Source organism: Methanomicrobium antiquum (assembly GCF_029633915.1).
GTDB lineage: Archaea > Halobacteriota > Methanomicrobia > Methanomicrobiales > Methanomicrobiaceae > Methanomicrobium > Methanomicrobium antiquum.
Window position 1 is genome coordinate 34,654 of record NZ_CP091092.1, and the last position, 25,570, is coordinate 60,223.

Below are 25,570 nucleotides of genomic sequence, written 5' to 3' on the forward strand. Positions count from 1 at the left end.
GTTTTGATTATGAAGCGGAGTGGTTTTTTAAGTGATCTATTAAAATATATGTTTCAGGACAGAATAACCTTCTATATCCAGCTTCTTATCTTTCAGATTGTAGTATATTCATTAGTAATTCATTACTTCATACCTCATCTTGAAGGATGTGAAATATCCTGGCTTAACTCTCTTTTGTTTGTCCTGCAGACAATGACTACTGTCGGATATGATTTGGAGACTTTTTTTCCTGCTGATAATCCTTTGACTCTTATTTTGATAATTGCAATAATGATAACAGGCGTTTTTACATTTTTACTACTTATTCCTGCAGTGCTAACTCCACATATTCAGGACATATTTCGCCCGGCACCGCCAAAAAGTCTACATAGAAATATTTCAGGTCATGTTATTGTTGCAGGCTTCAGCGAAATTTCAGCCTCCCTGATAAAAAGCCTCCTGTTATCAGATTTAATGATTGTTATATTGGAAGAGAATGAAAAAACCGGCCTTTTGGCTATGGAGCAGTTTAAAAAGTTCAAAAAGCGTGTTCGTGTAATCTCCGGAAGATATGACGATGATGAAACATGGCAGAGTGTAAATGTCTCATCAGCAAGAGGGGTAATTGTTTGTGAACCTGACAAAAATGATAATGACAAGCGTTCCGCATCAATAATTCTTGGAATAAGAAAAATGACTGATGCAAAAATTACAGCGGTAATTGATGATATTAAGCATAAAAAATACTTCAGCTATGCAGGAGCAGATAACATAATCTCTCCAAAAAGCATCGCCGGAATGACAATTTCAAGACATCTTTTATCAGAACCGGAGGCTGATATAATCTTTGATGCATCAAAAAATCTCAGAAATCAGAATTATCGAAAAATAAATAATTTTGTCTCAAAAACAGATTTTAAAACCCCCGATTCAAACAGCTCAGATTCTAAAAATTTAGATAACAACTCATATTCAAAAAATCTGGAATCTGAACACTCAGACTTTTCAAAAAAAGACCCTCTTAAATTCATTCATATGATGTTTCCTGAGGGCTGTCCTGCAATTGGAAAAACATTAAATGAGCTTGAACTCTTTGAAAGATATAATATTGAGCCTGTGTTTATGATTGACAGGGGTGTCTTTTTCACATTTGAGGAGGGAAAAGACAGAAAGATTCGTCCTTCATCCATTGTTTTTTTGATTGGCAAAAAAAGTGACATAACTCTCTTTCAAAATAATGTCTTTGCATGTGTTGAAAAACGAAGAAGCCTTGCAGTGATGGCAGGATATGATGAACTTGGAGAAGTTATCGCTTCTGAGTTTAAAGCCGCAGGTGTTAAGTTAAATATAATTTCAGAGACTGAAAATTCAGGTTCTGAGAGTCAGTTTTTCATAAAGGGTGGTTTTAATGATGAATCTGTAATAAGGCAGGCCGGTATTGAAAATGCAGGAATTTTTATTGCCGGAGCAGATGACGATGATGCAAATATATTCACAACACTTATCACAAGAAGCTTAAATCCCCATATATACATTATATCAAGAGCAGAAAAACCAGGCTCGGTTGAAAAAATGTATCGTGCCGGTGCTGATTATGTTGAACTTATTCCTGCAATAAGCGGGCATATTCTGGCCGGATTTATTCTTGAAGGAATTGTTAGTGTTCTTTTGGATTTACCTTCTGACAAAAAGGCAGTGAAAATTAAAAACAGTGCAAAATCCGTGATGAAAATTAGAAGGCTTGAATCTATGACAGGCGCTGTGATAATAGCTGTCGGGAATGATTATGATTCAAAAATCAGACTAAATTCAGAAGAAACTATAAAGGAGGGTGATTATATAATTGCCTTTGGTAAACTTTTACCTCTTCAAAAACTTATAAAAATCCTGTCCGGAGATGAGAAACTGATATGAATGAAGTATGCAGTGACGAATTATGCGTTGGTTGTGAATGTGAAAAGATAGAACAGATGATTAGGCATGCTTTCTGGTCATCAGGGATGGAAAAAATAGTAATCGGGCTTTCCGGCGGAATTGACTCCTCTCTTGCGGCTGTATTATGCTCACGTGCAGTAGGATCTGTTAATGTTTTGGGCTATCTTCTGCCATCTTCTGTAACTCCCGAGGCTGATATGGATGATGTAAAGGCTCTTTGTGATAAGTTTGAAATCAGCTATCTTGTTGTCCCAATCACAGGCATTTTGGAAGAGTATGAGAGTATTCCGGGATATACAGAATCACCATATCTTAAGGGAAACCTAATGGCCAGAATCAGGATGACCACACTTTACTATTTCGCAAACCAGCAAAACGCCCTTGTCTGTGGGACATCCAATAAAAGTGAATATTATCTTGGGTATTCAACGAAGCACGGCGATGATGCCGCCGATATTCAGCCGCTTTTACATCTCTTAAAAAAAGAGGTGTATATTCTTGCCGGATATCTGGAAGTTCCTGATTCAATCATAAATAAAACCCCATCAGCAGGTCTTTACCCCGGACAGAGTGATGAGGAAGAGATTGGATTTTCATATGAGGAGATTGACAAAGCCCTTGAAAATCTTATTTCAAACGGGTTTAAACCTGAAAATGAGACAGAAGCCGAGATTTTAAAGAAAGTAGAGAAGGCTTCTCATAAAAGGTGTGCTCCTCCAAATCTCTTAAAAGAAAATTAAGGCTGATAAAAATATTGGTAATAAAAAATGTTCATGATTTTTTTTCATAGAAACGGTTTTTATGTAAATCAAAATGTAATTTTAATGTAAAAATTTTAAACAGCTTTTTCTTTGCATTCCGAATTTTTTTATTCCCTTTTTTTGGTTTTATTCCAGAAGTGATGGGTTGTTTAGAAAATCAAGGACTTTTTCTTCTCCAATAAATGAATAAAGACTTTTATTTTTTCCTTTCTCTGAGATGCCCGGAATTTCGCATTGAGAGGCGTTTATTATTTTAATTTCAGGAATATTTTTGTAATGTAAATTTTTAACAAATCCTTTGTCTTTAAATTCATAGTATGCGGCGCCATGCATCTTTATGTAATTTCCATATTCGCTCTCAAAATTATCAGAGACAATGTTTGCCATAACAAGGGTTTCATCTGAAGGATTGATTGTGACGTGCCCATATCCCGGTTTTATAAGCACAATATCTCCTTTTTCTGCTTTTATAACACAAATATCCAGAATATCTTTTTTCTGCAATAAGAAGTGGGCTTTTCCTTTTAGAACCTGATAAATCTCAGGATAACCAAGTCCGCATGGTGCTTCCGGGTGGTAATGGCCTTTTGTTTTTACAAACTCATCTCCAATAACTCCCGGAGGAATTACAGTAATGTCAAATCTGAGATTGTTATTTGAAAGCCACATTGAATCCTCTTCATTTTTTGAGAGGTTTCTGTACATAAAATAGAGTGTTTTATTTTCTGCAGGAAGAGAACTTTCTGCAAGAACGCACTGCATATCCTCAACCGTCCGCTCATTTGGCTTTGGAAGCGGGCCGTCCCAGAATTTATTCATCCTTAATTCTTACGACGTTTCCATACAAAATACCCTGCCCCCAAAATTACAAAGACAACTATTGTAATGAGGATTGGATTTGTTAATATGGATACTCCTGATGCCTTTGAAACCTCTATCTGAGCCTTCATTGAATCAGAGATCTGGCTGTTGTCAAGAGAATCGCGGTAGCGTATTTCAGTGTCAACTCCGTATGTCTTAATTGTTGCATCCGAGCTTACCGAGACTTCATACACTCCTTTAACAGTTTCTCCTGGCTCAATGTCACCCAAAAATGCTGTGTCATCGTTGCTTGTGAATGGATCTACAGCAGAGATGCGTGCCTGTGAATTGTATGCAGTTGTTGCGCCTGTGTTTTTATAGACTATCACAACTTCACCTTTTTGACCCGGGCGAAGCTTAGTAGAATCTGATACAATCTCAAATTCTATCTTTCCACCTACATCAACACCGACTGTCTCAGCATCGGATGAGACCTGATCGCCGTCTGAGTTCTTGTAATCAACTGATACAAGGACTGGATAGTTCTTTGCTTCACCATCGTTTGAGACAGATGCCTTAAAAGTCACTGATTTAGTCTCACCTGGCATAAATTTGCCGACAAAAACACTTGAGTCTGTTGGAACAATTGCGCTTCCTTCAGCTTTTGAAAGCTTAATTATTGCATTATCCCCTTCTTCATGGCCGACATTTTTAACATTCATAGTGATGTAGCCTTCAGTTCCAACATTAAGTGAATCAGAGATTATATCTGAAACTTCAATCTGGAGATCCGGCTTTATTTTAATCTGAAGATTGAGAGGCAGTTCAACATCTTTGTAAATGTATTTTATTGAATCAGTGCCTGTCTGTTCTGCATAATAAAGATGCTTGTATTTTAATGTTGCAACAAGATTGTACATCCCCGGTGCGGCGTATTTATCCACTTTCATATTGAAAGTTGCTGTCTTTGACGCTCCTGAATCAACATCTCCTATCATCTGCGGGTCAGTTTTGATATTGACCGGTGCATTCCCGTCATCAAGGGCAACTGTTACGAGCTTTGCCGTATCAGGTTTGTCATCGCGGTCAACAATGTCAGACTGAATAATCTTGAATGTTGATGTTCCGGTATTTTGAATTGTGACTGTAAGGGATATATCCTCACCTGGTTCAAATTCATTTGTTCCTGATATCGCAACGCTCATTTCAGGCTCTCCTGACATGTACTTTGTTCCTGCTGATGCCGGAAGAATTGCAAATGATGCGCAAATCAGAAATATTGCTAAAATATTTGCGATTTTCATGGTTATCTTCTCATTATATGCTGTTGTATAGTCATTCAATTTTGTGTTGTTGTTTTTGTGACAACATTTATTAAACCTGCGGATATATATTTGTATGCCAATGGGAGAAATACAACCAGAACCTGACAGAATTTACGATTCATTAAAGTCTCTTGGACTTACAAAATACGAGGCACTTGTATATATGGCTCTTTTGCAGGTGCAGGGCGCAACAGCGACAGAAATTCATGAAATATCAAAAGTGCCCCGCGCATCAGTATATCCTGTTATTGATAAGCTGATCTCAAAAAATCTTGTCAGCACATCAAATACAACCCCAAAAAGGTTTAGTGCAACACCGCCTGAAGCCGCTGTTAAAAATATGCTTGGCGAAATTAAAAAAGATGCAGATAATGCTTTAAAAGCTTTAAATGAGCTTTATGAATCAAGACCTGAGCGCCCGTTTGGAAAACAGGAATACATCTGGAGCATAACAGGAGAAGAGAATATTCTTCTTAAGTTAAAGGAGGCTTTAAGCAGTGCTGAAAAAGAGGTTTTTTTCGCCGCCAGGTGGGATTTTATCAAAAACAAACTGTCAGATATAACAGAAAGTGTAAGTCCTGATGTAAAAATTGAGATTATTACAAGCAACTGGGATAAAGACGGATATCCCGGCATTTTTCCCAATGCTTCGGTTAAGATTTTTAAGGAGTTTAACAGCTATAGCAGGGGCACTAAAAACGGTGCATCCGGAGTATATATAATTGATAAGAAAAAAGTTCTTTTAATAATGGATTCAGACGCAGATTTAGATTCAGCTTCTTTTAATCCTCCTGCCCTTTATTCTGAATCATATGGATTTGTCCAGTTCTTCTTATCTTATCGTGAATTCATTTCAGGACACCTTGAGAGCCTGCAGAAAAAAGAAAAAATATCTGCATAAATATCTATATCTGCCTGTATAATTCTTTAAAATTCGATACCTTTCTATATATTTTTCAGATCTGAAAAAACTCTCTGAAATATGGGCATGGCTTAGTTCAGCATAATTTTAATAGAGTTTTTTTAGATTATTTTTTTAGATTGACATCAAAGTTACTTTGTAGCTTACATGAAACTGTTGCATGAAATATAATTTCATGAACGTTTGTATAGAAAATATAATTCAGTTATAAAATCTTATAGATTATTCAGATGATAAAAGAAAGGGCTTTATGTGCAGTAGAAAAAATTCTTAAGACCGCCTCATTTGATGTTGATTTTGGTAACGGCGGCATAGATCTTACAGCATACAGGGGAAATGAATGCCTGGTTGTTCTCTGTTCAAATGATTCTTCAGAAATTGACTTTTTTTTAAGGAAGAAATTCAAGGTTCAGCTTGAAGATACAGTCTCAAACTGTCACAAACTGCTTTTTACAATGAAGAACTGTCAGCCGGTTGAGAACTGTACAATCTGGGGGCATATTGAACTTGCAAAATATGCCGGACAGGCAACTGTTGCAGACATTCTTGGAGAGACGCTTGCACTTGATTTCAGTGTCCCTGATTACGAAGGAGAAGTAAGAGATGATAAAAGAAGTGTTTATGAATCATCTAATCAGGATTTGGGCCCTGAACTCCTGTGCATTCCACAGACAATTTCTGAGGAGAGGGCTAAGCAGATCTCCGGAATAAGAGGTGAGATAAGAAATGTCTATATCCCGCATTATCTCTACACTGCAAATAGCACCGGCGAGAAGGTTTTCAAATCTCATGTCATTGATTTCAACCTGACAGAAACCGGCCTTATAAACGCATTATCCGGTAAAAAAGCCGATTTTGAATCAGAAGATCTTGAAAAAATTACACCAGAGAGGAAGAATGTGCCGGGAAGAGCAAAAATCCTTGACGCAGGTGTTAAGAAAAATGATCTTCGTGATTCAATAAAAAACAGGATATCAGAAGAACTGACAAAGATGGTCCGCGTTAGCAAATCTGAAGGAGATACAATATCCTATGAGGATATTAAAGTGGCACCTGACAGCGAAAACATAAACATCAGTCTTGAACTGGTCTATCTTCCTGTAATACAGATAAGGGGAGACAGAATAATTGAGATTGAGGCATATTCCGGGGAAATTTTAAGAGAACCTCTGGATGATGGAGTAGAACTTCTCTGAAGCGGCATAAGGATGCATAAAAAAAATGCATAAGAAAAACCAAAAAAATTACGGCTAAAATAAGAATTACATGATAACTGTTGTCGGAGGCGGCCCTGCAGGTAGATTTGCCGCCATATATCTTGCAAAAGCAGGAAAAAAAGTGCGCCTGATTGAAAAAAGGGGCAGTCTTGGCGGCCAGTGCCTTCATCAGGGCTGTATGGTTATCTGCGGTTTAAACGACTGTGCAAAATTTCTTGAAGAGTCCGAAAAACTTCAAAAACTGTCAGTCATTGATACTGCACCAAAAGTTAACCTTCCTGCGGTCTGGTCTGAGATGAATAAAATTCAGTCGGTTATTTCAAAAATAATTGATAAGGAAACAGAAGATTTCGGAATTTCGATAGTAACCGGTGAAGCTGTAATAGAGGGAAAAACAGTCTTTGTTGACGGCCGGAAATTAGAGTCTGAAAGTGTTCTTATTGCGACAGGCTCTGTCCCTTTTATGCCAAAAATTCCCGGAAACAACTTATCCGGCGTATATACTCCTCATACAATAATGAATCTGGGTGAGCTTCCAAAAAGAATAGTTATTGTTGGTGGAGGCGTTATCTCTTCTGAATATTCTTATATTTTCTCTTCATTTGGATCAGACGTCTTAATAGTTTCAAGAAGTGAGTTTCTAAGAGATAAGCCTGAACCCTTTAGAAAGGGAGTTTTAAAAGATTTACAAAGAGTCAAAATACGCGAATACACTCTTTTAAGGGAGATAAAAGGTGACGAATCCGGAAAAGTTACCTCTGTTGTGCTTGAAAACGGAGGCAGTCGCTACGAGGTTAAGTGTTCTGCGGTTTTGTTTGCCGCCGGCCTTATACCCGGAACTGAGGAAATTTCAGGTCTCTCTATTGGCAGTAGAGGAGAGATAATAATTGATGAAAATTACGAGACAAATGTTAAGGGAGTTTTTGCGGCGGGAGATGTTACAGGCAGGGTATTTTTAACGCCTTTTGCCAGAATGCAGGGGATTTGCGCCGCAAAATCAATTCTTGGCGAAGAAATTCCAAAAATTCCAGAATATCTTCCTCAGTCGGTTAAGCTTTTTTATGAGCATTCTTTCTGCTTTAAGGAGTCTGATGATGAAAAAGGCAAAAATGCTGAAAATAAAGGAATAAATTTTGGAAATTTAAAAGATATTGTATTTCCGACACCTGCAGGGCCTGGTTCGTTCTGGTCAGTTCCTGACAAAAACACAGGGAAAAGTATGATAAGAGTTGATGGTGAATCAGGCTCTGTTAAGGGAATGTATCTTGGTGCTCCTTCATCATCTGTTGTTGCCGCCTATATTGCATATTTAATGGAAAGAAATCTTAAAACATCAGACTTTGACAGTTTTTTGGAGATTCATCCTTCAACAGACGGAATATGCAGTCTTATTAAATATGCGGAATCTGATGAAGAATCCAATAAATCCTAAATGCACGAGTGATGGCTGAGATGAAAAAATGGGCTGTTATTGCATTTTTTCAAAAAACGTTCATGAAACAATTTTTTCATGTAATGTTTCATGAAAATCATGATTCGATTTTCATGGTAAATGCATTCATCGCTTTATTTTTTTCAGTTGTGCAAAACTTATATTCATATGGGAGAAATATAGATTATTAAAATGGCATCCGGGAATAACAATCAGATTTTTTTAAAACGGTTTTCTCTTAATGAAAAACTTGCAGAATATATCTCGGTAATTATTGTAATTGTGCTCTTTTTGATAATGGAGGTTACCTTTCAGATAATCTTTGAAAGCACGGTTATGGTTCTTTCACATATTTTTTATTTTCCCGTAATTTTAATAGCATTTTTTTATCCGAATAAAGGAACTATAATTGCAACATTAATCTCCGCATTATATCTGATTCTTACATATTCTCTTGTATATCCGGATTTTTATGCCATACTTTCTGCTACAATGCAGTTTTATGTATTCATATCAGTTGCAATTGTAGTATCAATAATATCTGACAAAATCAGAAACGAAAAGAAAAAATTCCAAAGCATTTTTGACTACTCGGAAAGCGGAATCTGTGTCGCTGAAAAAAAATCCGGAAAAATTCTCAAGATGAACAATAAGTTTAAGGATATACTAAAGGACTGGGATATTTCTGAATCTATTGAAAATATATCCTCTGTTTGTGGAGGAGATGAGGACTGTAAAAGGTTTTTAAGTATCTTTGATTCAAAAGAAACAATTGAAAATCGTGAATTTATACTTTCTCCTGACGGAATAGAAGTATATCATGCACTGGTTTCTGCATCAAAAATTCCTGACGGTACAATTGTTATAAATCTGACTGATGTAACCTCTGAGAAAAAATTTGCAGACGACTTGTTTGAGCTTAATAAATCCTTAAAAGAGGGAAATAAGGAGGCTAATCTTTACATCGATATACTTGCGCATGACATCAACAATGCAAATACTGCGGCACAGGGATTTGCAGAATTATTGTATGACACAGTTTCTGACGAGGACAGGCCATATTTTGAGAAGATGATGGCCGGAATAAAACAGAGTAGTAGTATAATTGACAAAGTCGTACTTATTAGAGACATTCACAGAAATGATGAAACTTTCTTTGCACAAAGCCTCGATGAGGTAATAAAAAAAGCGGCATCAAAGATTGACGCGGATATTAATTATCAGCCCGGTGGTCATAGAGTTTTGGGGGGAAAATTTCTGGAATTTTTATTCCTGTATGTTTTTGAAAACAGCGTTGCATTTAAAAAAGACAATTTAAAGATTGACGTTTCTTCTGAAGTTAAGGATGAATCTGTTGAAATATCAATAAAAGACAACGGCCCGGGCATTCCGGACAACAAAAAACAAAACCTGTTTTTGAGGTTTCAGCCTGAGGGCAACAGCAGAAAAGGAAGAGGTCTTGGTCTTCCAACCTGCTGGCTTATTGCAGATATGTATGGTGGAAGCATCAGAGCAGAGGATGTAAATTCTGATGATTTCAGTGAAGGTTTAAAAATCACTGTAACTCTGAAAAAAGCCTGAATACTAAAAATTGATTAAAAGTAAAAAAGATCCGAAAAATCTGATTTCTGGTATGATTATGCTTATGGCACGTTATATGATAATTAAAATCCCTGAAAAATTAAATCCATGAAAAATTAAATCTATGAAAATAACAAACCGGATCTAATAATAAATCAAAATTTTTTAGCAAACGAACTAATTTTGATAACCGCTCTCTTCTTTTTTCAGCTGTCCTTTTATCCATGAGGAGATTAATTTCTTCATCTCAGCCTCATCTGTATCACTGTTAATATAATACCTGAGATAAAACTCAAGATCTTCGAGTGTCGGGTGAATTACATTGTTTAAGAGTTCATCTGCCGATGCACCTTTTTTGTTTCTTGAGCGTGCTACTAAAAGCTCGTTTAAGTGATTCGACTCTTTTGTCTGGTCAAGAATCTCTTTTAGGTTTTTGCCGTGCCAGTCCATTAAAAAAACATCTCCCAACTGATGCTATATCTTTCATTATATCTCCCGGCTAATACAATAATAGTTCTTAATTGTGTTATTCTTCTAAATTCGTCTCATTTGTAGCACCAAAGGTGAGGTCGTTTGTGATGCTAAGTTCTTAAATGGTGTTATTCTTCCAAATTCGTCTCATCTCTAATATTATATTCACAGGCTGTTTCAATGCAAACAGGTGCATGAAAAAACTTGTGATGAACCTTTATTATCAAAAAACGTTCATGAAACAAATTTTTCATGCAATGTTTAATGAAAATCATGATTTGATTTTCATGGACGTTTTTTAGATCCAAAGCGTGATTTTCAAATATAAATTTTATGAAATTATATTTTATTAACGTTTATATAAAAATGCGGAATTTAAGTATTATATTATTGTTACAATTATATCGTTGACTGCAATCAGTTTAGGATTAAATAAAGATATTTGATATATATTATTCTAATTATGAAATAAATAATGTTAAGCTTCCTTTATATGTTCTGATTCAATGTTGATCTTCTGCAGAGATTATCATGTTGGCAAATATTATATATTAATAGATCAACATTATTTCCGTGCATGAGGATGTTGCCATTTCTATCATTTCAGGATCTGAGATTGAATTGACCACAATAACAATAGTCCGTTAATCCCTTATGATCAATCCCCCCCAAAACCCCATCATCAATTAATGGATTTTTAGGTTCACTAATTCAAAAGAAACTTTATCCTGATGATAAAAATTTAAATGGTGCCGGTTATTCCCCCCCCCCTAAAAAGAGGTCTTTCTAATTCCCCCCGGACAGGCCTCTTTTTTCCGGCAAACATCCATCATGGCACGGCTCAGTTTTAAGAGTTTGATAAAACTTTGATAAGATTTTGATAAAATTTTTATTTATGTCTGTTCCTGCCTGTTTATGCTTTTAATTTACGCATCTGGTATGAAAATCACATTGTGAATTACATAAAAAATTGTGTGTGACATTTGTTTCATGATAGTTTTCATGGTAAATTTGTTAATGAATGTTTAAAATATAATATCCATCCCGAATATTAACACTTAAAAATCCCATTCTCTTTAAATTTCTTTTTAAAAACATTTTTAGTCTTTTTAAAAATCTGTTTTATAAATATTATATCATCCAAAAAAAGAAATATTTAAGGCAAGTTATTTTTCTTCATAAGAATAAACACTTAGCATATATTTTGGGCGCCAATATTTATGTTGCCTAAAATACAATGATAAAATCCGGAAGATAAAAAAACTTTAAGGAGTCTGCACTTAAATATGGCAATCTTTGACAAAATAATAGGACAGGGGACCAATCCAAATCCCTGGATTGAAAAGGCTTCAAACCTTTTTGACCAGGGAAAGTATTCGGAAGCATTCAAAGGCTATGAAAAGGCGCTTGAAATTGAACCCGAAAATGGAGAATTGTGCTTCAAAGCCGGAATGGCCTTAATGTATCTTGCAAAGTACAATGACGCAGAGAGATTTTTTAAACGAGCCGTTGCGGCATCACCGGATGATTTGAATGCCTGGCAGGCACTTGGCAATTCTCTTTACTATGCAAGGGATTTTACAAGTGCTGTTCAGTGTTTTGATAAAATACTTGGGTCAGACCCCTCAATAGTTGATATACTATACAAAAAAGCTGATTCTCTTGAAAATCTGGGCGATTTCTCCGGTGCGGCAGACTGCTGTGAAAAAATACTTTTGGCAGATGGTTCCAACAATTCTGTTCGTGAAAGACTCGGTCTTTTGTATATGAGGATTGGGGATTTTGACAACTCAATTGATTCATTCGGAAAGGTGCTTGCAGTTGACTCCTCAAACGTTTTTGTTATGATAAAAACCGGAGAAGTGCTTGAAAAAATTGGAAAGTTTGAAGATGCACTTGGTTTTTATGATGCCGCTATAAAGACAAGCCCTTCTGACATCTCTGCAATATATCACAAAGCCTCACTTTGTGAAAGGCTTGGAAAATACGGGGAAGCCGCAGAAATATACAGAAATATCGGCATTGAGACATCAGGAGATGCTGTCTCAGGCTACAACCGTGCTGTAAATCTTTTGTGGAGCGGAGCATACTCAGAGGCAGTATATGCCTTTGAACTTGTTGTCAAGAAAAATCCTGCCGATATTTCCGCATGGCACATGATGGGAACTTCTCTTGAGCATCTGGGTGAGTACGAAAGAGCTGCATTTTGTTTTGAAAACATCTTAAAATATGCACCAGATAATCCTCAAGCCTGGTATCAGAGAGGAATGTGTCTTTCAAAACTTGGAAAATATGCAGATGCGATGAACAGCTTTAGCCATGTACTAAGAGGTGCAGGCGGCGGAAGTGTAAACTGGATAAACAATAACATTGACCTAAGTCTCTTTGAAAAACAGTCCGCAGAGATTGAATCAAAATTAAATATTGATGTAAGGGAGACAAGGATGCTTGAGATGCAGGGTGAGGCGCTTATGCATCTGGGCAGATTTGAGGATGCGTTTTTATGCTTTGAAAAGGTTGTCGAAACAAATCCTGAGAACATGAACGCATGGAGAAACCGTACAGATACCCTTTTAAGCCTTGGTGAATATGGCGGTGCTGTTGAATCCATATCTCATGTGCTTGAAAAATTCCCTGACGAAATTTCGCTTTGGGAAAAGAAAGGAACGGCTCTAATGCACCTTTCAGAAAACCAAAAGGCAATTGAGTGTTTTGAGAAGGTACTTTCTGAAGATCCTTCAAATGTATCTGTCTGGCAGAAGATTACTGAAGCAAAACTAAAACTCGGACTCTTCGAAGAAGCACTTTTGGCAATGGACAACATCTTGTCACTTGCACCTGACGATGATTCAACAAGGTCGCAGAAAGCTGATATTTTGATGATGGCCGGCGATTATGACTCTGCACTTGAAGTTTTGGAGCCTATAATGGCAAAAGGAGGAAGTGATGTTAATGCATGGAGAAATTTCATCACAATCCTTGACAAGACAGGAAGATATGAGGATGCTGTCTCTGCAATAGAAAACCTTGAAAATGCAGATGTTGCAGACTCTTTCCTTTTGTGCCAGAAGGCAAAAATCTATGAGAAGACCGGAAATTCTGAAGGTGCGGTGGATGCATATAATGCCGCATATGAGATGGACCCTGAAAGAGTAGAGATTGCACTTTCGCTTGCAAACGGTTTAAAACTTCTTGGAAGATACAAAGAGGCCGCAAAAGCTTTTGAGCATCATGTAAGGGCAAATCGCGAAGATGCACTTGGATGGAGAGAACTTGGAATAACCCTCTGGAGATCAGGAGATTATGAAAAGGCGAAAAAATCCTTTGTGAAAGCATCAGAGCTTAGTCCTGATGACAGTGCCATTCTTCTGGACAAGGCTCTTCTTCTACTTGAAATCGGAGATTTCACTGGTGCATGTGATGCTTTTGAATCTGTTCTTGAGCTTAAACCTGAAAACAAGGTTGCTAGGCGCGGATATGCCTTTTCTCTTTCAGGCGCTAAAAGAACAAAGGAGGCAATCAAAGAATTTGGAAAATTCCTTGATTCAGAAGAGAATGATATTTCCGCAAGGCTTGAAATTGCATCGTTATGCGAAAAGACCGGCGATTTTGAGCTCTCTGCAGGACATTATGCCGCCGTTTTAGAAGATAATGAAAAAGATCTTAGCACATGGATAAAACTTGCCAAAATTCTGTCTCTTATGGGAAGATATGAAGACGGCGTTGAAGCATGCGACAACATAATTGCATTCTCTCCTGAAAATTATATAGCAAACCGCATAAAAGGGGATTTGCTCTTCAGGCTTGGCAAATATTCTGATGCTGCAGAAAGCTATGAAAAAGCGCTTCTGGTTGAGCCAAATGACAAGGCAACCCGTATCTTATGTGCGGAGTCTCTCATAAACGCCGGAAAATACAAAGAGAGTCTTCAGAATTATTCAATGGTTCTTGAAAACTCCGAAGGCGACGTCGAAAGTTTCTTCCAGTGTGCACAGGCCCAGATGCACATGGGCGGATATGACAAGTCTATAAGATTTATCGGACGTGTCTTAAAAGAAAAACCGGAGCTTTCTGGAGCACTTCTTTTGAATGCCACCGCCCATGAGCGTATCGGACAGTATGAAGAGGCACTTTCAGGGTATGAAGAGGCAATACGTGCAGATCATAAAAATCATGCCCTTTGGAGTGCACGCGGGATGCTTCTGATAAACACTGGAAGGTACAATGACGCCGGGAAATCCTTTGAGCGTGCAATAGAGTATGGTGCAGATTCCGCCGGATGCTGGTATGGAAAAGGCCTTGCACTTGAGCATCTAGGAAAGCATGAATCTGCAATTGAGTCTTATGATAAGGTTTTGTCATTAAATTCAAACGATACTGCCTCATCCTACAGAAAAGCAATCTGCCTTACAAAACTTGGAAAATACAAAGAAGCGTCAGAGTGCTTTGAAAAGGCATTAAAGAAGGAGAAAAAGGAAAAGAAGGAAAAGTTTGATGCCATAGAAGAAGAGGAAGATTAAGAGCAGGAATCATAAACAGAATAAAAAATAAAAAAGAATTGAAAATATAAACAGAATCTGACAAACCAACTTTTTATTAATTGATTTATGATTAAATCTCAATAATTTCATCAGAGAATGTTTTTAACTGCATCATCAGCATTGGATCTATTCCGTCTTTTACAGTAAGATAATATCCGCAGCACTTCATGAGTCTTAATTTGCTTGAGAGAAAATGTATGAATTTGGTGAGTGTAGGTGTCGGCAGATAGATAAGCATTGTGTTTATTGAATCAACAACAACACATGTTTTTTCGTCCGCATTTCCCTTAAGCATCTCTGTAAGTATTATTCCAATATCTGTCAGATTTGAAGGGTTGCTTACAAAAACAGCATTGTCAATATCTTCAGGGAGGCTTCCAAGGGCATATTTTGTGATTGCGTCTATGAAAAAGATGTTTGATATGTCAAGTCCTTGTTTTCTGTATTGATCCTTTATCAGGGGCGATGGGTTGTTTACAGTAATTACAATAGTGCGATGTCCGGCATTAACTGCATTTTTAACAATATCATAGCTTGCATCTGTGAGTTTTTCCGCCGAAGTCATTGAGAGGATTATACGGCCTTTGCCGCAGTTATCCATTGCACTATTTAGATCTGACAATTTTCACCTTGAAATAAAGTCTTTAAAATCCTCTGGAATTGAGTCAAAACCATTGGAAATTGTTTTATTAAGCTCCTTTAAATTTTCAATTATCTGCTGGGTGTTTTTGACTTGAACAGAAAGTTTCAGTTTTGTTTTTTCAGGCTGATTCACCTCATCTATTTTATCAATTTCATCAATTGTTTCAAGGATGTTTCTACAAATGTGATTTAAGGGTTCTTTAAGCCTCCTTGCGGCTTCTGTTAAATACTGCAAAAGCGCGTCTTCTGCTTTTTTCTTTTCAGTTATATCAACATATGAGATGAAGTAGTAAATTTCTTTTTTAATCTCATTTGAGATTTTTACAGCCGATAATTCGATATTAATTCTCTTCCCGTCCCCTTTTCTGCCTTCCAGTTCTCCAAAATACCATCTGTTGTTTTGAAGAGAAGAGAAAAATCCTGTATCTCCTTCTTCTTCTCCGAAGAAAAACAGCTCTTCAATGTCTCTTCCGATAACAGAATCTTTTGAATCATAACCGTGAAGTTTTACTGCGGCTTTATTGGCATAAATTATCTTTTTTTCCTCATCAAACATCATAATGGCGTTAAAGGACATCTCTATTGCATATTCTTTCATCCGGAGTTCCTGTTCGGCGTTTCTCTTTTTGGATGCAATGTCAATCTGGTGATCAAGTTCGGCATATTGCGACCATGGATTTGAGCTTTTCTGAACGTAACCGTCAGCTCCGCTTCTGAAGGCTTCTGTTACTACTTCTTCCCTGCCCTTTCCTGAAAATATGATAAACGGAACTGACTGATCAATTTGACGGATTATTTTTAAAAATTCAAGTCCGTTAGTTTCAGGCATTTCATAATCAGAGATAATAGCATCGTATGAATTATGACTAAGAAAAGAAAGCGCCTCTTTTACGGAGTATGCTTTGTCAATAGAGTAACTCCCGTATTTTGGAAGATATATTGAAGCAAGCTCCAGAATTTCAGGTTCTTCATCAACCATTAGAATATGTAACATAAATAAGACCCGGGAATGTGAATTTTTAAGTTTATTAATTTTAATTTATATTATTTTTTTATTTACATTAATTTTAAATTACATAAATTTTCCAATCATACCAATTGTAAATTAGATCAATTTTTTACTCATATTTATTGTAATTAAATATATTCTTAAATTTCAGAATGTCACTTAGATCTTTTTTTCAATTATATACATAATTATGCCATTAAATAATTGAAAAATTCATTATGGCATGAAAATTTCTCGAAAATTTACGAAATTCTTTAAAATTTTGAATTTTATTGGAAAATATTGTAAAGAATATGTATGTGCAAACATTATTGCGCAAAAAAATCGTGAAATGTCTTTCAGATAAGTTTCATGAAGAATTTCTTAGAAGATTTAATCTCTGTTTATTTTCAATAATAAAATCAATGCAAAATGAATACAGGGGTGCCATGCTTGGTGCTGCAATCGGAGATGCCCTTGGAATGCCGTATGAAACAACACCGCCTGCAGTCGGGCGCAGACGTTATGGTTTTAAAAAAGCTCCAAAAAATCATCCTAATGCCGGTTTAAATGCCGGAGAATATACAGATGACACCCGTATTGCACTTTTGGCCGGAGAGCTTTTCGTAAGCGGAAATTTCACTCCTGAAAAATATGCTTCAAAATTAAAACAGCTTTGTGATGAAAAAAAGCTTGGGTTTGTTGATGGTACAGTCTATACGGCATGCCGGCATATGGCTGACAAAACGAGGGTTTCCGGATGCAACTCGACAACCTCCGGCTGTATTTCCCTTGGGCTTTCCTTTGCACTTGTATATTCAGATATTGTGCAGTTAAGAGAAGAGCTTGTAAAAGCGTGTGCTGTAACTCATACAAGCCCGGCGGCACATGCCGCGGCAATATCATTTGCAACACTTATACGCTCCGTAATTGACGGCAATGAAAATCCGATGCATGAGGCGCAGAAAAATGCCTTTTTAGAGGACAACGACCTTGGAATGAAGACCGGAAACGCACTCAGGATTGCAGAAGAAAAATTAGGGCCTGAATCTGCATTATCAATAATTGGAAATGATGTATCTGTTTATCAGACACTTCCTATGGCATATTACCTAATTGAGCGTTTTGGAGATGATCCTGAATTTTTAAATATTGCAGTAAGTGTTGGGGGAAATACCGACACAATCGGATTTATATGCGGTGCATGGCTTGGTGCCCGGTATGGCGCATCCGGTCTTGATGAAGACCTGGTGCTTGGCCTTTACAACCGCGAAACCATAGAAACGCTTGCAAACCGGCTTTACATGCGTTTCGGCACAAAGGATTAATTCAGACAGATTACAATACTATTCTCTATGGATATTGCAATCATCGGTGCATCCGGTTATACCGGAGGAGATCTTGTCCGTCTTCTGCTTAGTCACTCCAAAGCAAAAGTAACGGCAGTTACATCAAGAAAGGAGGAGGGTAAACCGCTTACTTCCCTTCATCCCGGTCTGAAAGGTTTATGCTCTCTCTCATTTACAAACCCTGATGTAAATGACATTGACGCGGATTTTGTATTTCTTGCAGTTCCTCATACTGCGGCAATGAACTATGCAGGTATTCTAAAAGAGAGAGGAATAAAATGTGTTGACTTAAGTGCTGATTACCGTCTTTTAAAGGATGTTTATGAAAAGACGTATGGTGTTTCACATACTGCATACTTTAAAGCACCATATGGTCTTTGTGAACTTCACAGAGATGAGATAAAAGGAGCAGATTTCATAGCAAATCCTGGCTGTTTTCCTACAGGCGCAACACTTGCGGCCGCACCGGTTGCAAAATTCGCACATACAATAATATATGATTCAAAGACCGGAGTTTCGGGTGCAGGGACAAGTCCGTCTTCCACAAACCAGTACACCAATGTAGCAGACACATTTTCAGCTTACAAATGGACAAATCACAGGCATCTTGTGGAGATGAAACAGGAGGCGGCAGGTCTTGGCTCAAAAGCAAATTGCTATTTTACACCGCACCTTCTGCCTGTTAACAGAGGGATTTTGACAACCGCACACATACTTCTTGACGAACCGATGTCGCAGGAAGAGGTCGAAAAGCTCTATAATGACATGTACAGAGATGAGTTTTTTGTCAGGATTCAAAACCCGACTCTTGCAGGAGTTCGCGGAAGCAACTTCTGCGATGTAAATGTCCAGTGTGATGGAAAAAGAGTTGTGGCAGTATCTGCAATAGACAACCTGGTTAAGGGTGCAAGCGGTCAGGCAATACAGAACATGAATATAATGTGTGGATTTGATGAAAAAGACGGCCTTTTGACAGCGCCTTTATGCCCGTGAAATAAGTTCTTTGGAGTTTCCTTTAAAGTTTTCATCGGATATAAGAATAAGATTGCAGGATGTGTTGCAAGGGATTTTCTTTACAGGAGATATTAATTGCCGGTAAATAAAATCCGTTAAACAAACAACACTACAAATAAAACAAACAACACAAAAAAACTGAAAAAGACACCAACAAAAACAAGATCAAAAACACAGAAAATAAAAAACAGAAAAACACAAAAAGACAAAACCTGATAAAAACCAGAAAATCCAACATAACAAATCAGATCAAACAAAACGATGAAAAAAAATTCAAAACCACCTGAAAAGGATTTAAAAATGAACCGGAGACTGAAATTTATGCAGATTAAAGATGTAATGACCCCAAATCCCGTCACTGTGAAGCTGGATTCAAAAATTAGTGAGGCCGCAGGAGTTTTAAGAAAGTTTCGAATAGGAGGTCTTCCGGTAATGGAGGATGAACGTGTTGTCGGTGTTGTGACTGAAACCGATATCTTATCACTCCTTGAAACCGGCGATATCAGCGATGATCTGTGGCTTCCATCCCCGCTTGAGATAATCGAAGTTCCTATAAGGGAATTTGTAAACTGGGAGAAGACCAAAAAAGCACTCTCTGATATTGGTGAAAGTCCGGTATCTGAAATTATGAGCAGTGATGTTGTATCTATAGAAGACTGTGCCGATATTGAAGAAGGTGCTAAATTAATGCTTGATGAGGGTATTGCACGTCTTCCGGTTATGCACAACGACAGGCTTGTCGGAATTGTGACAAGACAGGATATTATACGTGGAATCAGCATGAAAAGGTCAAAGTCAGAAGAAGATAGTGATTAAGGGATTAAATTAAGAGAGTGATTAAAAGTGAACAGTATCTGTGCAGTTAAAGGAGTGTCTGCCGCAGGAATTAAAGAAGGCAAATTTGGACTTGCCTTAATAAAAGCAAAGGGGACAGCTGTAGCGGTTTTCACCAAAAATCTCCTTGTGGCGGCACCTGTTATTCTTATGCGTGAGAGAATGAACAATGGCTATTTAGACGGCATCATCGTAAATTCAGGAAATGCAAACGTCTATACAGGCACGCAGGGGTTAGCGGATGCGAAGAAAATGTGTGAGATTGCGGCTTTGGCATTTAATACAGCGCCTGAAAGGGTTGGCGTTGCAAGCACAGGCGTTATCGGACGATTCATGCACATCGATATTATAGAGAACCAGTGCAAAAGGATTGCACCGGAGATTGCAGGTGATGAGAAGGCTGAAGAGAACGCCGCAAAGGCTATAATGACAACTGATCTTTTCCCAAAATCTGCGATATGCAAAAAACCCGGGTTTACAGTCGCCGGTATTGCAAAGGGAAGCGGGATGATTGCCCCAAATATGGGAACAATGCTTGCATTCATCTACACCGATGCTGAATTATCAAAAGAGGAGTTACAAAAGGCTTTAACAGTTGCGACTGAGAGGAGCTTTAACCGTGTTGTGGTTGACGGAGATACATCAACAAATGACTGTGCGTTTTTAACTGCAACCGGTCTTTGCGGAAAGGCTGATTTTAAAGAATTTTGCGAAGCGCTTGAAGAGGTCTGCATCTCACTTGCAAAGCAGATTGCAGAGGATGGCGAAGGTGCATCAAAGTTTATTGAGGTATCGGTTGTAAACGCACCCTCTGAAAAAGATGCGGCTGATGTTGCAAAGACGGTTGTTGGATCGCCGCTTGTAAAAACAGCAGTTTATGGAGAAGATCCAAACTGGGGGAGGTTTATTGCCGCCGCAGGTCGTGCAGGAGTTTTATTTGATCCAAATCATGCTTCTGTAAGCATATCAGACGGAGATGAAACTGTAGTTCTTGCAAGCAGGGGAGAAATACTTGCTGATGACAAAAAATATCCTTCAGCGCTTGCAAAAGCAAAGAGTATGATGCAGGGCAAAAAAATAAAAATAATAATTGACCTTGACTGTGGTTCTGAGTCTGCACTTGCGTGGGGATGCGATCTGACAGAAAAATATGTAGAAATCAATGGGAAGTATACCACATGAAACGCGCTGATGTTTTGATGGAGGCATTGCCTTATATCCAAAAGTTTCACGGGAAGACAATTGTCGTGAAGCTTGGCGGGCATGCGATGATAGATCCTGATATTCTTGATACAGTTATTCAGGATACTGTTCTTCTTCATTACGTTGGGCTAAGAGTTGTTCTGGTCCACGGCGGCGGCCCTGAGATTACAGACAAGATGAAGGCAATGGGAAAAGAGCCGAAATTCGTAGCCGGTCTTCGCATAACAGACAATGATACATTAGAGATTGCCCAGATGGTTCTGGTTGGAAAAATCAGGGGAAAGATTGTATCACTGATTGCGAAATTTGGCGGGAAAGGTGTCGGTCTTGCAGGTCAGGACGGGAATCTGATGTTTGCCAAAAAGACCGGTCTTAAGAGGATATTTGTCGGCGATAAGGAGGAAGAGGTTGATTTAGGTTATGTCGGAGATATTGAGGAGATAAATCCTGAACTTCTTATCGGTCTTTTGGACAGAGGATATATCCCTGTTGTATCTCCGATTGCAATTGACAGGAAAGGAAACGGATTAAATGTCAATGCAGATACAGCGGCAGGAGATATTGCAATTGCCCTTAATGCCTATAAGTTTGTCAATCTCTCTGATATTGACGGTGTTATGAATGCCCAGAGAACAAGGACATACCACCGGCTGACAGTTGATGAGGCAAACAGACTCATTGATGAGGGAGTTATTGTTGGCGGTATGATTCCAAAGCTTGAGGCATGCTTAAAATGTCTTGCCAACGGCGTTGAACATGCACATATTCTTAATGGAAACAAGGATCATACTCTTCTTTTAGAGCTTTTTACTGACGAAGGCATCGGAACGATGATTCATAAGGGTGAAACATAAAAAAACAGATGATTCTTAAATTTTTTACTTTTTGAGACTTTGTGTGTGTTTGAAATTTACTTTATTCATTCTAAATTTTTACATTTAACGTAGAAATTTCAAATTTCATTTCAATTTACATGAAAATTACTTCGTAACTTACATGAAACTGTTGCATGAGATATAATTTCATGGAGGTTTTTATTGTAATTTTTCAAGGTGTTTTCTTTGGCAGATCTCTGCCGTTTTATTCTTAAGTTAGAAGTTATTTTGAATATGGAGTGGAAAAGTCTTAATTTAAGCAGGTCGATATCTTTTTTCATGCCAGGACTAATCCCGGGGGTATTTTCGGGGAGAAATGACGGTTGTGCCATATTCAGAGAGTTGTTTTTTAAAAACCCGGTTGGAATGTGTGTTTTGACACATCCTGATTTTGAGATAAAACTTGTAAATGAAAGCTTTTCAGAACTATTTTCGCTTGACCGGGAAAAAATTTCAGGAGAGCTTTTTGCAGTTGTATGGAAAAAATGTCCGATACGGGATGATTTTTTTACAGCCCTTAGAAAGGACGGATCAGTTTTAGATTTTGTGGTTTTATGGGAGTTTTCGGAGAGTTTAAAAAAAGAAATTGTTATATCTGCGGTTTTTTTGGGAAAAGGTGAATTAAAGAGCAGTTCTTCTGAAAACAATGACATTTTGATAACTGCACGATTGAAGATATGAAGATATGAAGATATGAAGATATGATGATTAAGATGCGAAGCATCAGAAATATGAAACGTCTTTAGAGACTTTTTTGCTTTTCTTCGTTCATTTCAATTAAAACGGAAAAGATTTGTTTGACATAAATGGGATTTAGACCTTCAGTTATTGCTTTTTCTTCTGCTCTTTTTAATACAGTCTCTCTTTGATTCTTATCAACAACAGAAATATTATCAGCTTTTTTTGCGTTGTGGATTAGATGAGCACATTCCTCTCTTTTTTTTATCAGACTGATAATCTCCAGATCTATTTTTTCTATCTCTTCGCGTGCACTCTTAAGATTCATTGCTGAATTATTCTCATCTGCGACTTAAAAAAGATTGAGGGAGATTATGTAGTTTGATATGGTTTTGTATGGCTTCTTTTAAAATCATCTGACTTCTTCGAGATATTAAGGCTTAGAATTGTTCTTAACATAATGGTTCTTCTCCATTTTTCTGAAAGTTAGGACTATCCAAAAAGAGAAACAACTTAGAGAATAACCTCCAAATATGATGATATGTCCAATAAACATTACAAATGGAGGGAATGCATTTCTGCATTCACATCTATGTTCTCATTTGTGGGCTTTTAAGATTATTGATATGGAAGATTTCATCAGTTTCTTAGGTTACTGGCCTTGACTGGAAGACAATCAAAGAGAATCGATTATTAGCAAGGGAGGCTAGGCCCCTCCCTTAAACCCACCCCGCTTACGATAGGTCACCGGAGGGGGGCTAGGCCCCTCCGGTTCCCGGGGATATTGTGTACATCGCGACAAATCAATTCCAAATTAGGGTGATCAGAAATATGGCGAAGAGTCAACATAATAAATTTCATAATTATTCTGTGAAGTCATCCAACAAGAGTTAAGAATGCCGAAGTTTCAATATTAATTATAGATGAGTCAGACAATACTATCCAAAATTCCTGTAAGGGAGAGAAATGATCTAATTATCGGGTGGGTTGCAATAGGCATTGCATTCACTCTTATATTTGTCCGCAGCGGAAAAATAACTCCGTTTACATTTCTGCTATTTTTTGGGATTTCGCTCTTTACAGTAGGAGTTGGCTTTTTGCTTCACGAACTTGCCCACAAGTTCATGGCGATGAAATATGGCTACTGGGCGGAGTTTCACAAAGATAATCAGATGCTTCTTGTCGCAGTTGCATTAGCGGCGCTTGTCGGAGTTGTATTTGCAGCACCTGGTGCAACTGTTATTTACTCCCAGCCGGGAAGGACGATGACAAAAGAGGAGGATGGTTTGATCTCAGTTGCAGGTCCGCTCACAAATCTCATATTGTGCATTCCATTCTTCATTTTGATTGTTGCAGGAACGGTTCTTGGATACAATGCAGGTACAGACAGTATTCTGGCATTTCTTTTGTTTATCACAGGAACAATCGGTCTTTCTGTAAACTCTATGATTGCATTCTTCAACCTTCTTCCTGTGAGCATCCTTGACGGGCGAAAGGTTTTGTCGTGGAATCCTTTGGTGTTTGCAGTTATGATAATTATATCACTTGCAATACTTCTTGTTTCATACAACTATGGGGGAGTTTTAGACACAATTTTAAACTTTATTCTGTAAAGTAAAATTTTTGGTCAGAAAAATTCCAGAAAGATTTTTTATTTTAATTTTTCATCATCTTTTTTTTTTACAAAACGTTCATGAAACAAATTTTTCAGGGATTGTTTCATAACAAATCAAAGAATAAAACCGGTAAAAACCAAAAGAGCAAACTAAAAGAACATACCCACAGAACAAACTAAAAAACTAAAAGAGCAGACCATTTGGGGCTTTTAAATTAGCGGGGAAAAAGAAAAAAAAGCAAAGAAGCAAAAAAAAATTGTAATTTTTATCTTTAATTTTTTATTTTTTGTATTTTGCAGTCAAAATAACTGCGGCAAAGATTCCAAAGAGTGCTGTAAGTGCCATAAGTCCCGGAGATTGTGTTGGAAGAGGTGTTGGAACAGTTGTCTGTTCAGTCGGTGTTATCTGTGGTGTTGGTTTCATATCAAAAACTGTTCCTTTCTGAACCACTTCAAGTATAAAAACCGATTTTGGCACATTGTCTCCAGATGCAGGGTAACTGGTGCATTTAGCCGCTGAGGCTTCGCCTGATACAAACGTCACTGAAAACTCGGATTCACATCCTTCAGGGCTTGTAAAAACATGCCTTTCTCCTGTTGTAATTGTATAGTCATATGCATAATTTTTCTCATTCCATCCCTGTGAGACTTCTAGATCAGCGTAATTTGAATCACATACCATACCTGAACAGTCGCTACAGTCAGCAAATGTATCATAGTTTATTTTAAAGTTGTTGAAAAACGGCGATATGACATATTTTGGGTCTCCAACAGCGTATGACAAGTATTTTCCTGTAGAACCGCCTGCTGAAACAGCTCCAATACACAGCCAGTCAACCAAAATATCTTCATTGCCGGTGAAAGTTGCCTGAACAGGATCTCCTTTTAAAATGAGATCAAATATCCTTTTATCGGGAACTGTTCCTGTGATGTATTCTTTTGTAACGAAGGTTACAGAAACACCTGTCCAGGACTCGCCGTTCCAGATTCGCTCAGTTTTTATCTCAATTGTATTTTCATCCGGATTTATTTTTTCAACAATGCCTGCAATAGTTGTTGTATCTGATTCTGCCGCCGCCGGTAAAACTGCGGTTGTCAGCATAAAGACTCCCAGCAGAAAAATCATCATGTACCTGTCTTTTAAAACTCGTTTTACTTTCATTTCATTCACACTCCTCTTTTAATCGGACCCGTTTTTTAAAGAGTCTTTTATTTGAATTAAATAATCTATTATCATTAGATTTGATATATAAAAAGTACTGTAAATAATGAAAGCGCCTGAAAAGATGTTTGGTGTAAATTTTATTTTTGAATTTTATCCATAATTTCATTTTGTTTATTTATTAAATTCATCTTCTATTTTATTTATGAAAGATTTTGTTTAGTTTAGTTATGGATTTTATCTAA

21 protein-coding genes are annotated in these 25,570 nt (G+C 37.4%); 14 read left to right on the forward strand and 7 right to left on the reverse strand.

Annotated elements, in window-relative coordinates; all coding sequences use genetic code 11:
* Nucleotides 1–9: 9 nt before the first annotated feature.
* Nucleotides 10–1,893 carry an NAD-binding protein gene (locus tag L1994_RS00165; RefSeq protein ID WP_278099683.1) on the forward strand — a complete coding sequence of 628 codons (1,884 nt, stop codon included), beginning with the start codon at nt 10–12 and terminating at the stop codon, nt 1,891–1,893.
* Entirely contained in the window at nt 1,890–2,654 is a 765-nt protein-coding gene (locus L1994_RS00170) for an NAD+ synthase (RefSeq protein WP_278099684.1), read from the forward strand. Before L1994_RS00165 ends, L1994_RS00170 begins: the two co-directional genes overlap by 4 nt.
* A gap of 147 nt (nt 2,655–2,801) precedes the next feature.
* On the opposite strand, the gene L1994_RS00175 is transcribed toward L1994_RS00170, so the two are convergent.
* Entirely contained in the window at nt 2,802–3,494 is a 693-nt protein-coding gene (locus tag L1994_RS00175) for a glucose-6-phosphate isomerase family protein (RefSeq protein ID WP_278099685.1), read from the reverse strand.
* Nucleotides 3,495–3,496: 2 nt separating this feature from the next.
* On the reverse strand, nt 3,497–4,780 hold the full coding sequence (locus tag L1994_RS00180) for a COG1361 S-layer family protein (RefSeq protein WP_278099686.1): 1,284 nt from the start codon (nt 4,778–4,780) through the stop codon (nt 3,497–3,499).
* Nucleotides 4,781–4,880: 100 nt separating this feature from the next.
* Between L1994_RS00180 and L1994_RS00185 the strand changes: the two genes are divergently transcribed.
* From L1994_RS00185 to L1994_RS00200, 4 genes are all read left to right on the forward strand, one after another.
* Nucleotides 4,881–5,702 (forward strand): TrmB family transcriptional regulator, encoded by an 822-nt coding sequence (locus tag L1994_RS00185; RefSeq protein WP_278099687.1) that lies wholly within the window; start codon nt 4,881–4,883, stop codon nt 5,700–5,702.
* Nucleotides 5,703–5,953: 251 nt separating this feature from the next.
* Nucleotides 5,954–6,919 carry a hypothetical protein gene (locus tag L1994_RS00190; RefSeq protein WP_278099688.1) on the forward strand — a complete coding sequence of 322 codons (966 nt, stop codon included), beginning with the start codon at nt 5,954–5,956 and terminating at the stop codon, nt 6,917–6,919.
* 70 nt (nt 6,920–6,989) lie between these two features.
* Nucleotides 6,990–8,372 carry an NAD(P)/FAD-dependent oxidoreductase gene (locus L1994_RS00195; protein ID WP_278099689.1) on the forward strand — a complete coding sequence of 461 codons (1,383 nt, stop codon included), beginning with the start codon at nt 6,990–6,992 and terminating at the stop codon, nt 8,370–8,372.
* Nucleotides 8,373–8,564: 192 nt separating this feature from the next.
* Nucleotides 8,565–9,953 (forward strand): sensor histidine kinase, encoded by a 1,389-nt coding sequence (locus L1994_RS00200; protein ID WP_278099690.1) that lies wholly within the window; start codon nt 8,565–8,567, stop codon nt 9,951–9,953.
* A 177-nt stretch (nt 9,954–10,130) separates the two neighbouring features.
* On the opposite strand, the gene L1994_RS00205 is transcribed toward L1994_RS00200, so the two are convergent.
* Nucleotides 10,131–10,403 (reverse strand): hypothetical protein, encoded by a 273-nt coding sequence (locus L1994_RS00205; RefSeq protein ID WP_278099691.1) that lies wholly within the window; start codon nt 10,401–10,403, stop codon nt 10,131–10,133.
* A gap of 1,307 nt (nt 10,404–11,710) precedes the next feature.
* Between L1994_RS00205 and L1994_RS00210 the strand changes: the two genes are divergently transcribed.
* Complete coding sequence (locus L1994_RS00210; RefSeq protein WP_278099692.1) at nt 11,711–14,944, forward strand: tetratricopeptide repeat protein; 3,234 nt, start codon at nt 11,711–11,713, stop codon at nt 14,942–14,944.
* Between the two features lie 91 nt (nt 14,945–15,035).
* On the opposite strand, the gene L1994_RS00215 is transcribed toward L1994_RS00210, so the two are convergent.
* Entirely contained in the window at nt 15,036–15,587 is a 552-nt protein-coding gene (locus L1994_RS00215) for a DUF7504 family protein (protein ID WP_278099693.1), read from the reverse strand.
* Nucleotides 15,588–15,590: 3 nt separating this feature from the next.
* Nucleotides 15,591–16,601, reverse strand: coding sequence for a PAS domain-containing response regulator (locus L1994_RS00220; protein ID WP_278099694.1), 1,011 nt, complete (start codon nt 16,599–16,601; stop codon nt 15,591–15,593).
* Between the two features lie 419 nt (nt 16,602–17,020).
* On the opposite strand from L1994_RS00220, the gene L1994_RS00225 reads away from it, so the two are divergent.
* From L1994_RS00225 to L1994_RS00250, 6 genes are all read left to right on the forward strand, one after another.
* Nucleotides 17,021–17,923: an ADP-ribosylglycohydrolase family protein gene (locus L1994_RS00225; protein ID WP_278099695.1), complete on the forward strand. Its 903-nt coding sequence runs from the start codon at nt 17,021–17,023 to the stop codon at nt 17,921–17,923.
* Between the two features lie 27 nt (nt 17,924–17,950).
* A complete protein-coding gene (gene argC, locus L1994_RS00230) occupies nt 17,951–18,937 on the forward strand; it encodes an N-acetyl-gamma-glutamyl-phosphate reductase (protein WP_278099696.1) in 987 nt (328 codons plus the stop codon).
* Nucleotides 18,938–19,279: 342 nt separating this feature from the next.
* Entirely contained in the window at nt 19,280–19,774 is a 495-nt protein-coding gene (locus tag L1994_RS00235) for a CBS domain-containing protein (protein ID WP_278099697.1), read from the forward strand.
* A gap of 27 nt (nt 19,775–19,801) precedes the next feature.
* A complete protein-coding gene (gene argJ / locus L1994_RS00240; protein ID WP_278099698.1) occupies nt 19,802–20,974 on the forward strand; it encodes a bifunctional ornithine acetyltransferase/N-acetylglutamate synthase in 1,173 nt (390 codons plus the stop codon).
* Nucleotides 20,971–21,849, forward strand: a complete 879-nt coding sequence (argB, locus tag L1994_RS00245; protein ID WP_278099699.1) for an acetylglutamate kinase — start codon at nt 20,971–20,973, stop codon at nt 21,847–21,849. Before argJ ends, argB begins: the two co-directional genes overlap by 4 nt.
* Nucleotides 21,850–22,056: 207 nt before the next feature.
* Entirely contained in the window at nt 22,057–22,551 is a 495-nt protein-coding gene (locus tag L1994_RS00250) for a hypothetical protein (RefSeq protein ID WP_278099700.1), read from the forward strand.
* Between the two features lie 61 nt (nt 22,552–22,612).
* On the opposite strand, the gene L1994_RS00255 is transcribed toward L1994_RS00250, so the two are convergent.
* Nucleotides 22,613–22,876, reverse strand: a complete 264-nt coding sequence (locus L1994_RS00255; RefSeq protein WP_278099701.1) for a chorismate mutase — start codon at nt 22,874–22,876, stop codon at nt 22,613–22,615.
* 595 nt (nt 22,877–23,471) lie between these two features.
* On the opposite strand from L1994_RS00255, the gene L1994_RS00260 reads away from it, so the two are divergent.
* Nucleotides 23,472–24,161 (forward strand): zinc metalloprotease, encoded by a 690-nt coding sequence (locus tag L1994_RS00260; RefSeq protein WP_278099702.1) that lies wholly within the window; start codon nt 23,472–23,474, stop codon nt 24,159–24,161.
* Between the two features lie 282 nt (nt 24,162–24,443).
* Here the strand turns inward: L1994_RS00260 and L1994_RS00265 are convergent, their stop codons facing one another.
* Nucleotides 24,444–25,325, reverse strand: a complete 882-nt coding sequence (locus L1994_RS00265; RefSeq protein WP_278099703.1) for a hypothetical protein — start codon at nt 25,323–25,325, stop codon at nt 24,444–24,446.
* Nucleotides 25,326–25,570: the final 245 nt, after the last annotated feature.

Excerpts from the sequence above, each read along its gene's own strand:
- L1994_RS00165 (WP_278099683.1), top strand. The coding sequence starts at position 10 with ATGAAGCGGAGTGGTTTTTTAAGTGATCTATTAAAATATATGTTTCAG.
- L1994_RS00170 (WP_278099684.1), top strand. The coding sequence starts at position 1,890 with ATGAATGAAGTATGCAGTGACGAATTATGCGTTGGTTGTGAATGTGAA.
- L1994_RS00175 (WP_278099685.1), bottom strand. The coding sequence starts at position 3,494 with ATGAATAAATTCTGGGACGGCCCGCTTCCAAAGCCAAATGAGCGGACG.
- L1994_RS00180 (WP_278099686.1), bottom strand. The coding sequence starts at position 4,780 with ATGAAAATCGCAAATATTTTAGCAATATTTCTGATTTGCGCATCATTT.
- L1994_RS00185 (WP_278099687.1), top strand. The coding sequence starts at position 4,881 with ATGGGAGAAATACAACCAGAACCTGACAGAATTTACGATTCATTAAAG.
- L1994_RS00190 (WP_278099688.1), top strand. The coding sequence starts at position 5,954 with ATGATAAAAGAAAGGGCTTTATGTGCAGTAGAAAAAATTCTTAAGACC.
- L1994_RS00195 (WP_278099689.1), top strand. The coding sequence starts at position 6,990 with ATGATAACTGTTGTCGGAGGCGGCCCTGCAGGTAGATTTGCCGCCATA.
- L1994_RS00200 (WP_278099690.1), top strand. The coding sequence starts at position 8,565 with ATGGCATCCGGGAATAACAATCAGATTTTTTTAAAACGGTTTTCTCTT.
- L1994_RS00205 (WP_278099691.1), bottom strand. The coding sequence starts at position 10,403 with ATGGACTGGCACGGCAAAAACCTAAAAGAGATTCTTGACCAGACAAAA.
- L1994_RS00210 (WP_278099692.1), top strand. The coding sequence starts at position 11,711 with ATGGCAATCTTTGACAAAATAATAGGACAGGGGACCAATCCAAATCCC.
- L1994_RS00220 (WP_278099694.1), bottom strand. The coding sequence starts at position 16,601 with ATGTTACATATTCTAATGGTTGATGAAGAACCTGAAATTCTGGAGCTT.
- L1994_RS00225 (WP_278099695.1), top strand. The coding sequence starts at position 17,021 with ATGCAAAATGAATACAGGGGTGCCATGCTTGGTGCTGCAATCGGAGAT.
- argC (WP_278099696.1), top strand. The coding sequence starts at position 17,951 with ATGGATATTGCAATCATCGGTGCATCCGGTTATACCGGAGGAGATCTT.
- L1994_RS00235 (WP_278099697.1), top strand. The coding sequence starts at position 19,280 with ATGCAGATTAAAGATGTAATGACCCCAAATCCCGTCACTGTGAAGCTG.
- argB (WP_278099699.1), top strand. The coding sequence starts at position 20,971 with ATGAAACGCGCTGATGTTTTGATGGAGGCATTGCCTTATATCCAAAAG.
- L1994_RS00255 (WP_278099701.1), bottom strand. The coding sequence starts at position 22,876 with ATGAATCTTAAGAGTGCACGCGAAGAGATAGAAAAAATAGATCTGGAG.
- L1994_RS00260 (WP_278099702.1), top strand. The coding sequence starts at position 23,472 with ATGAGTCAGACAATACTATCCAAAATTCCTGTAAGGGAGAGAAATGAT.
- L1994_RS00265 (WP_278099703.1), bottom strand. The coding sequence starts at position 25,325 with ATGAAAGTAAAACGAGTTTTAAAAGACAGGTACATGATGATTTTTCTG.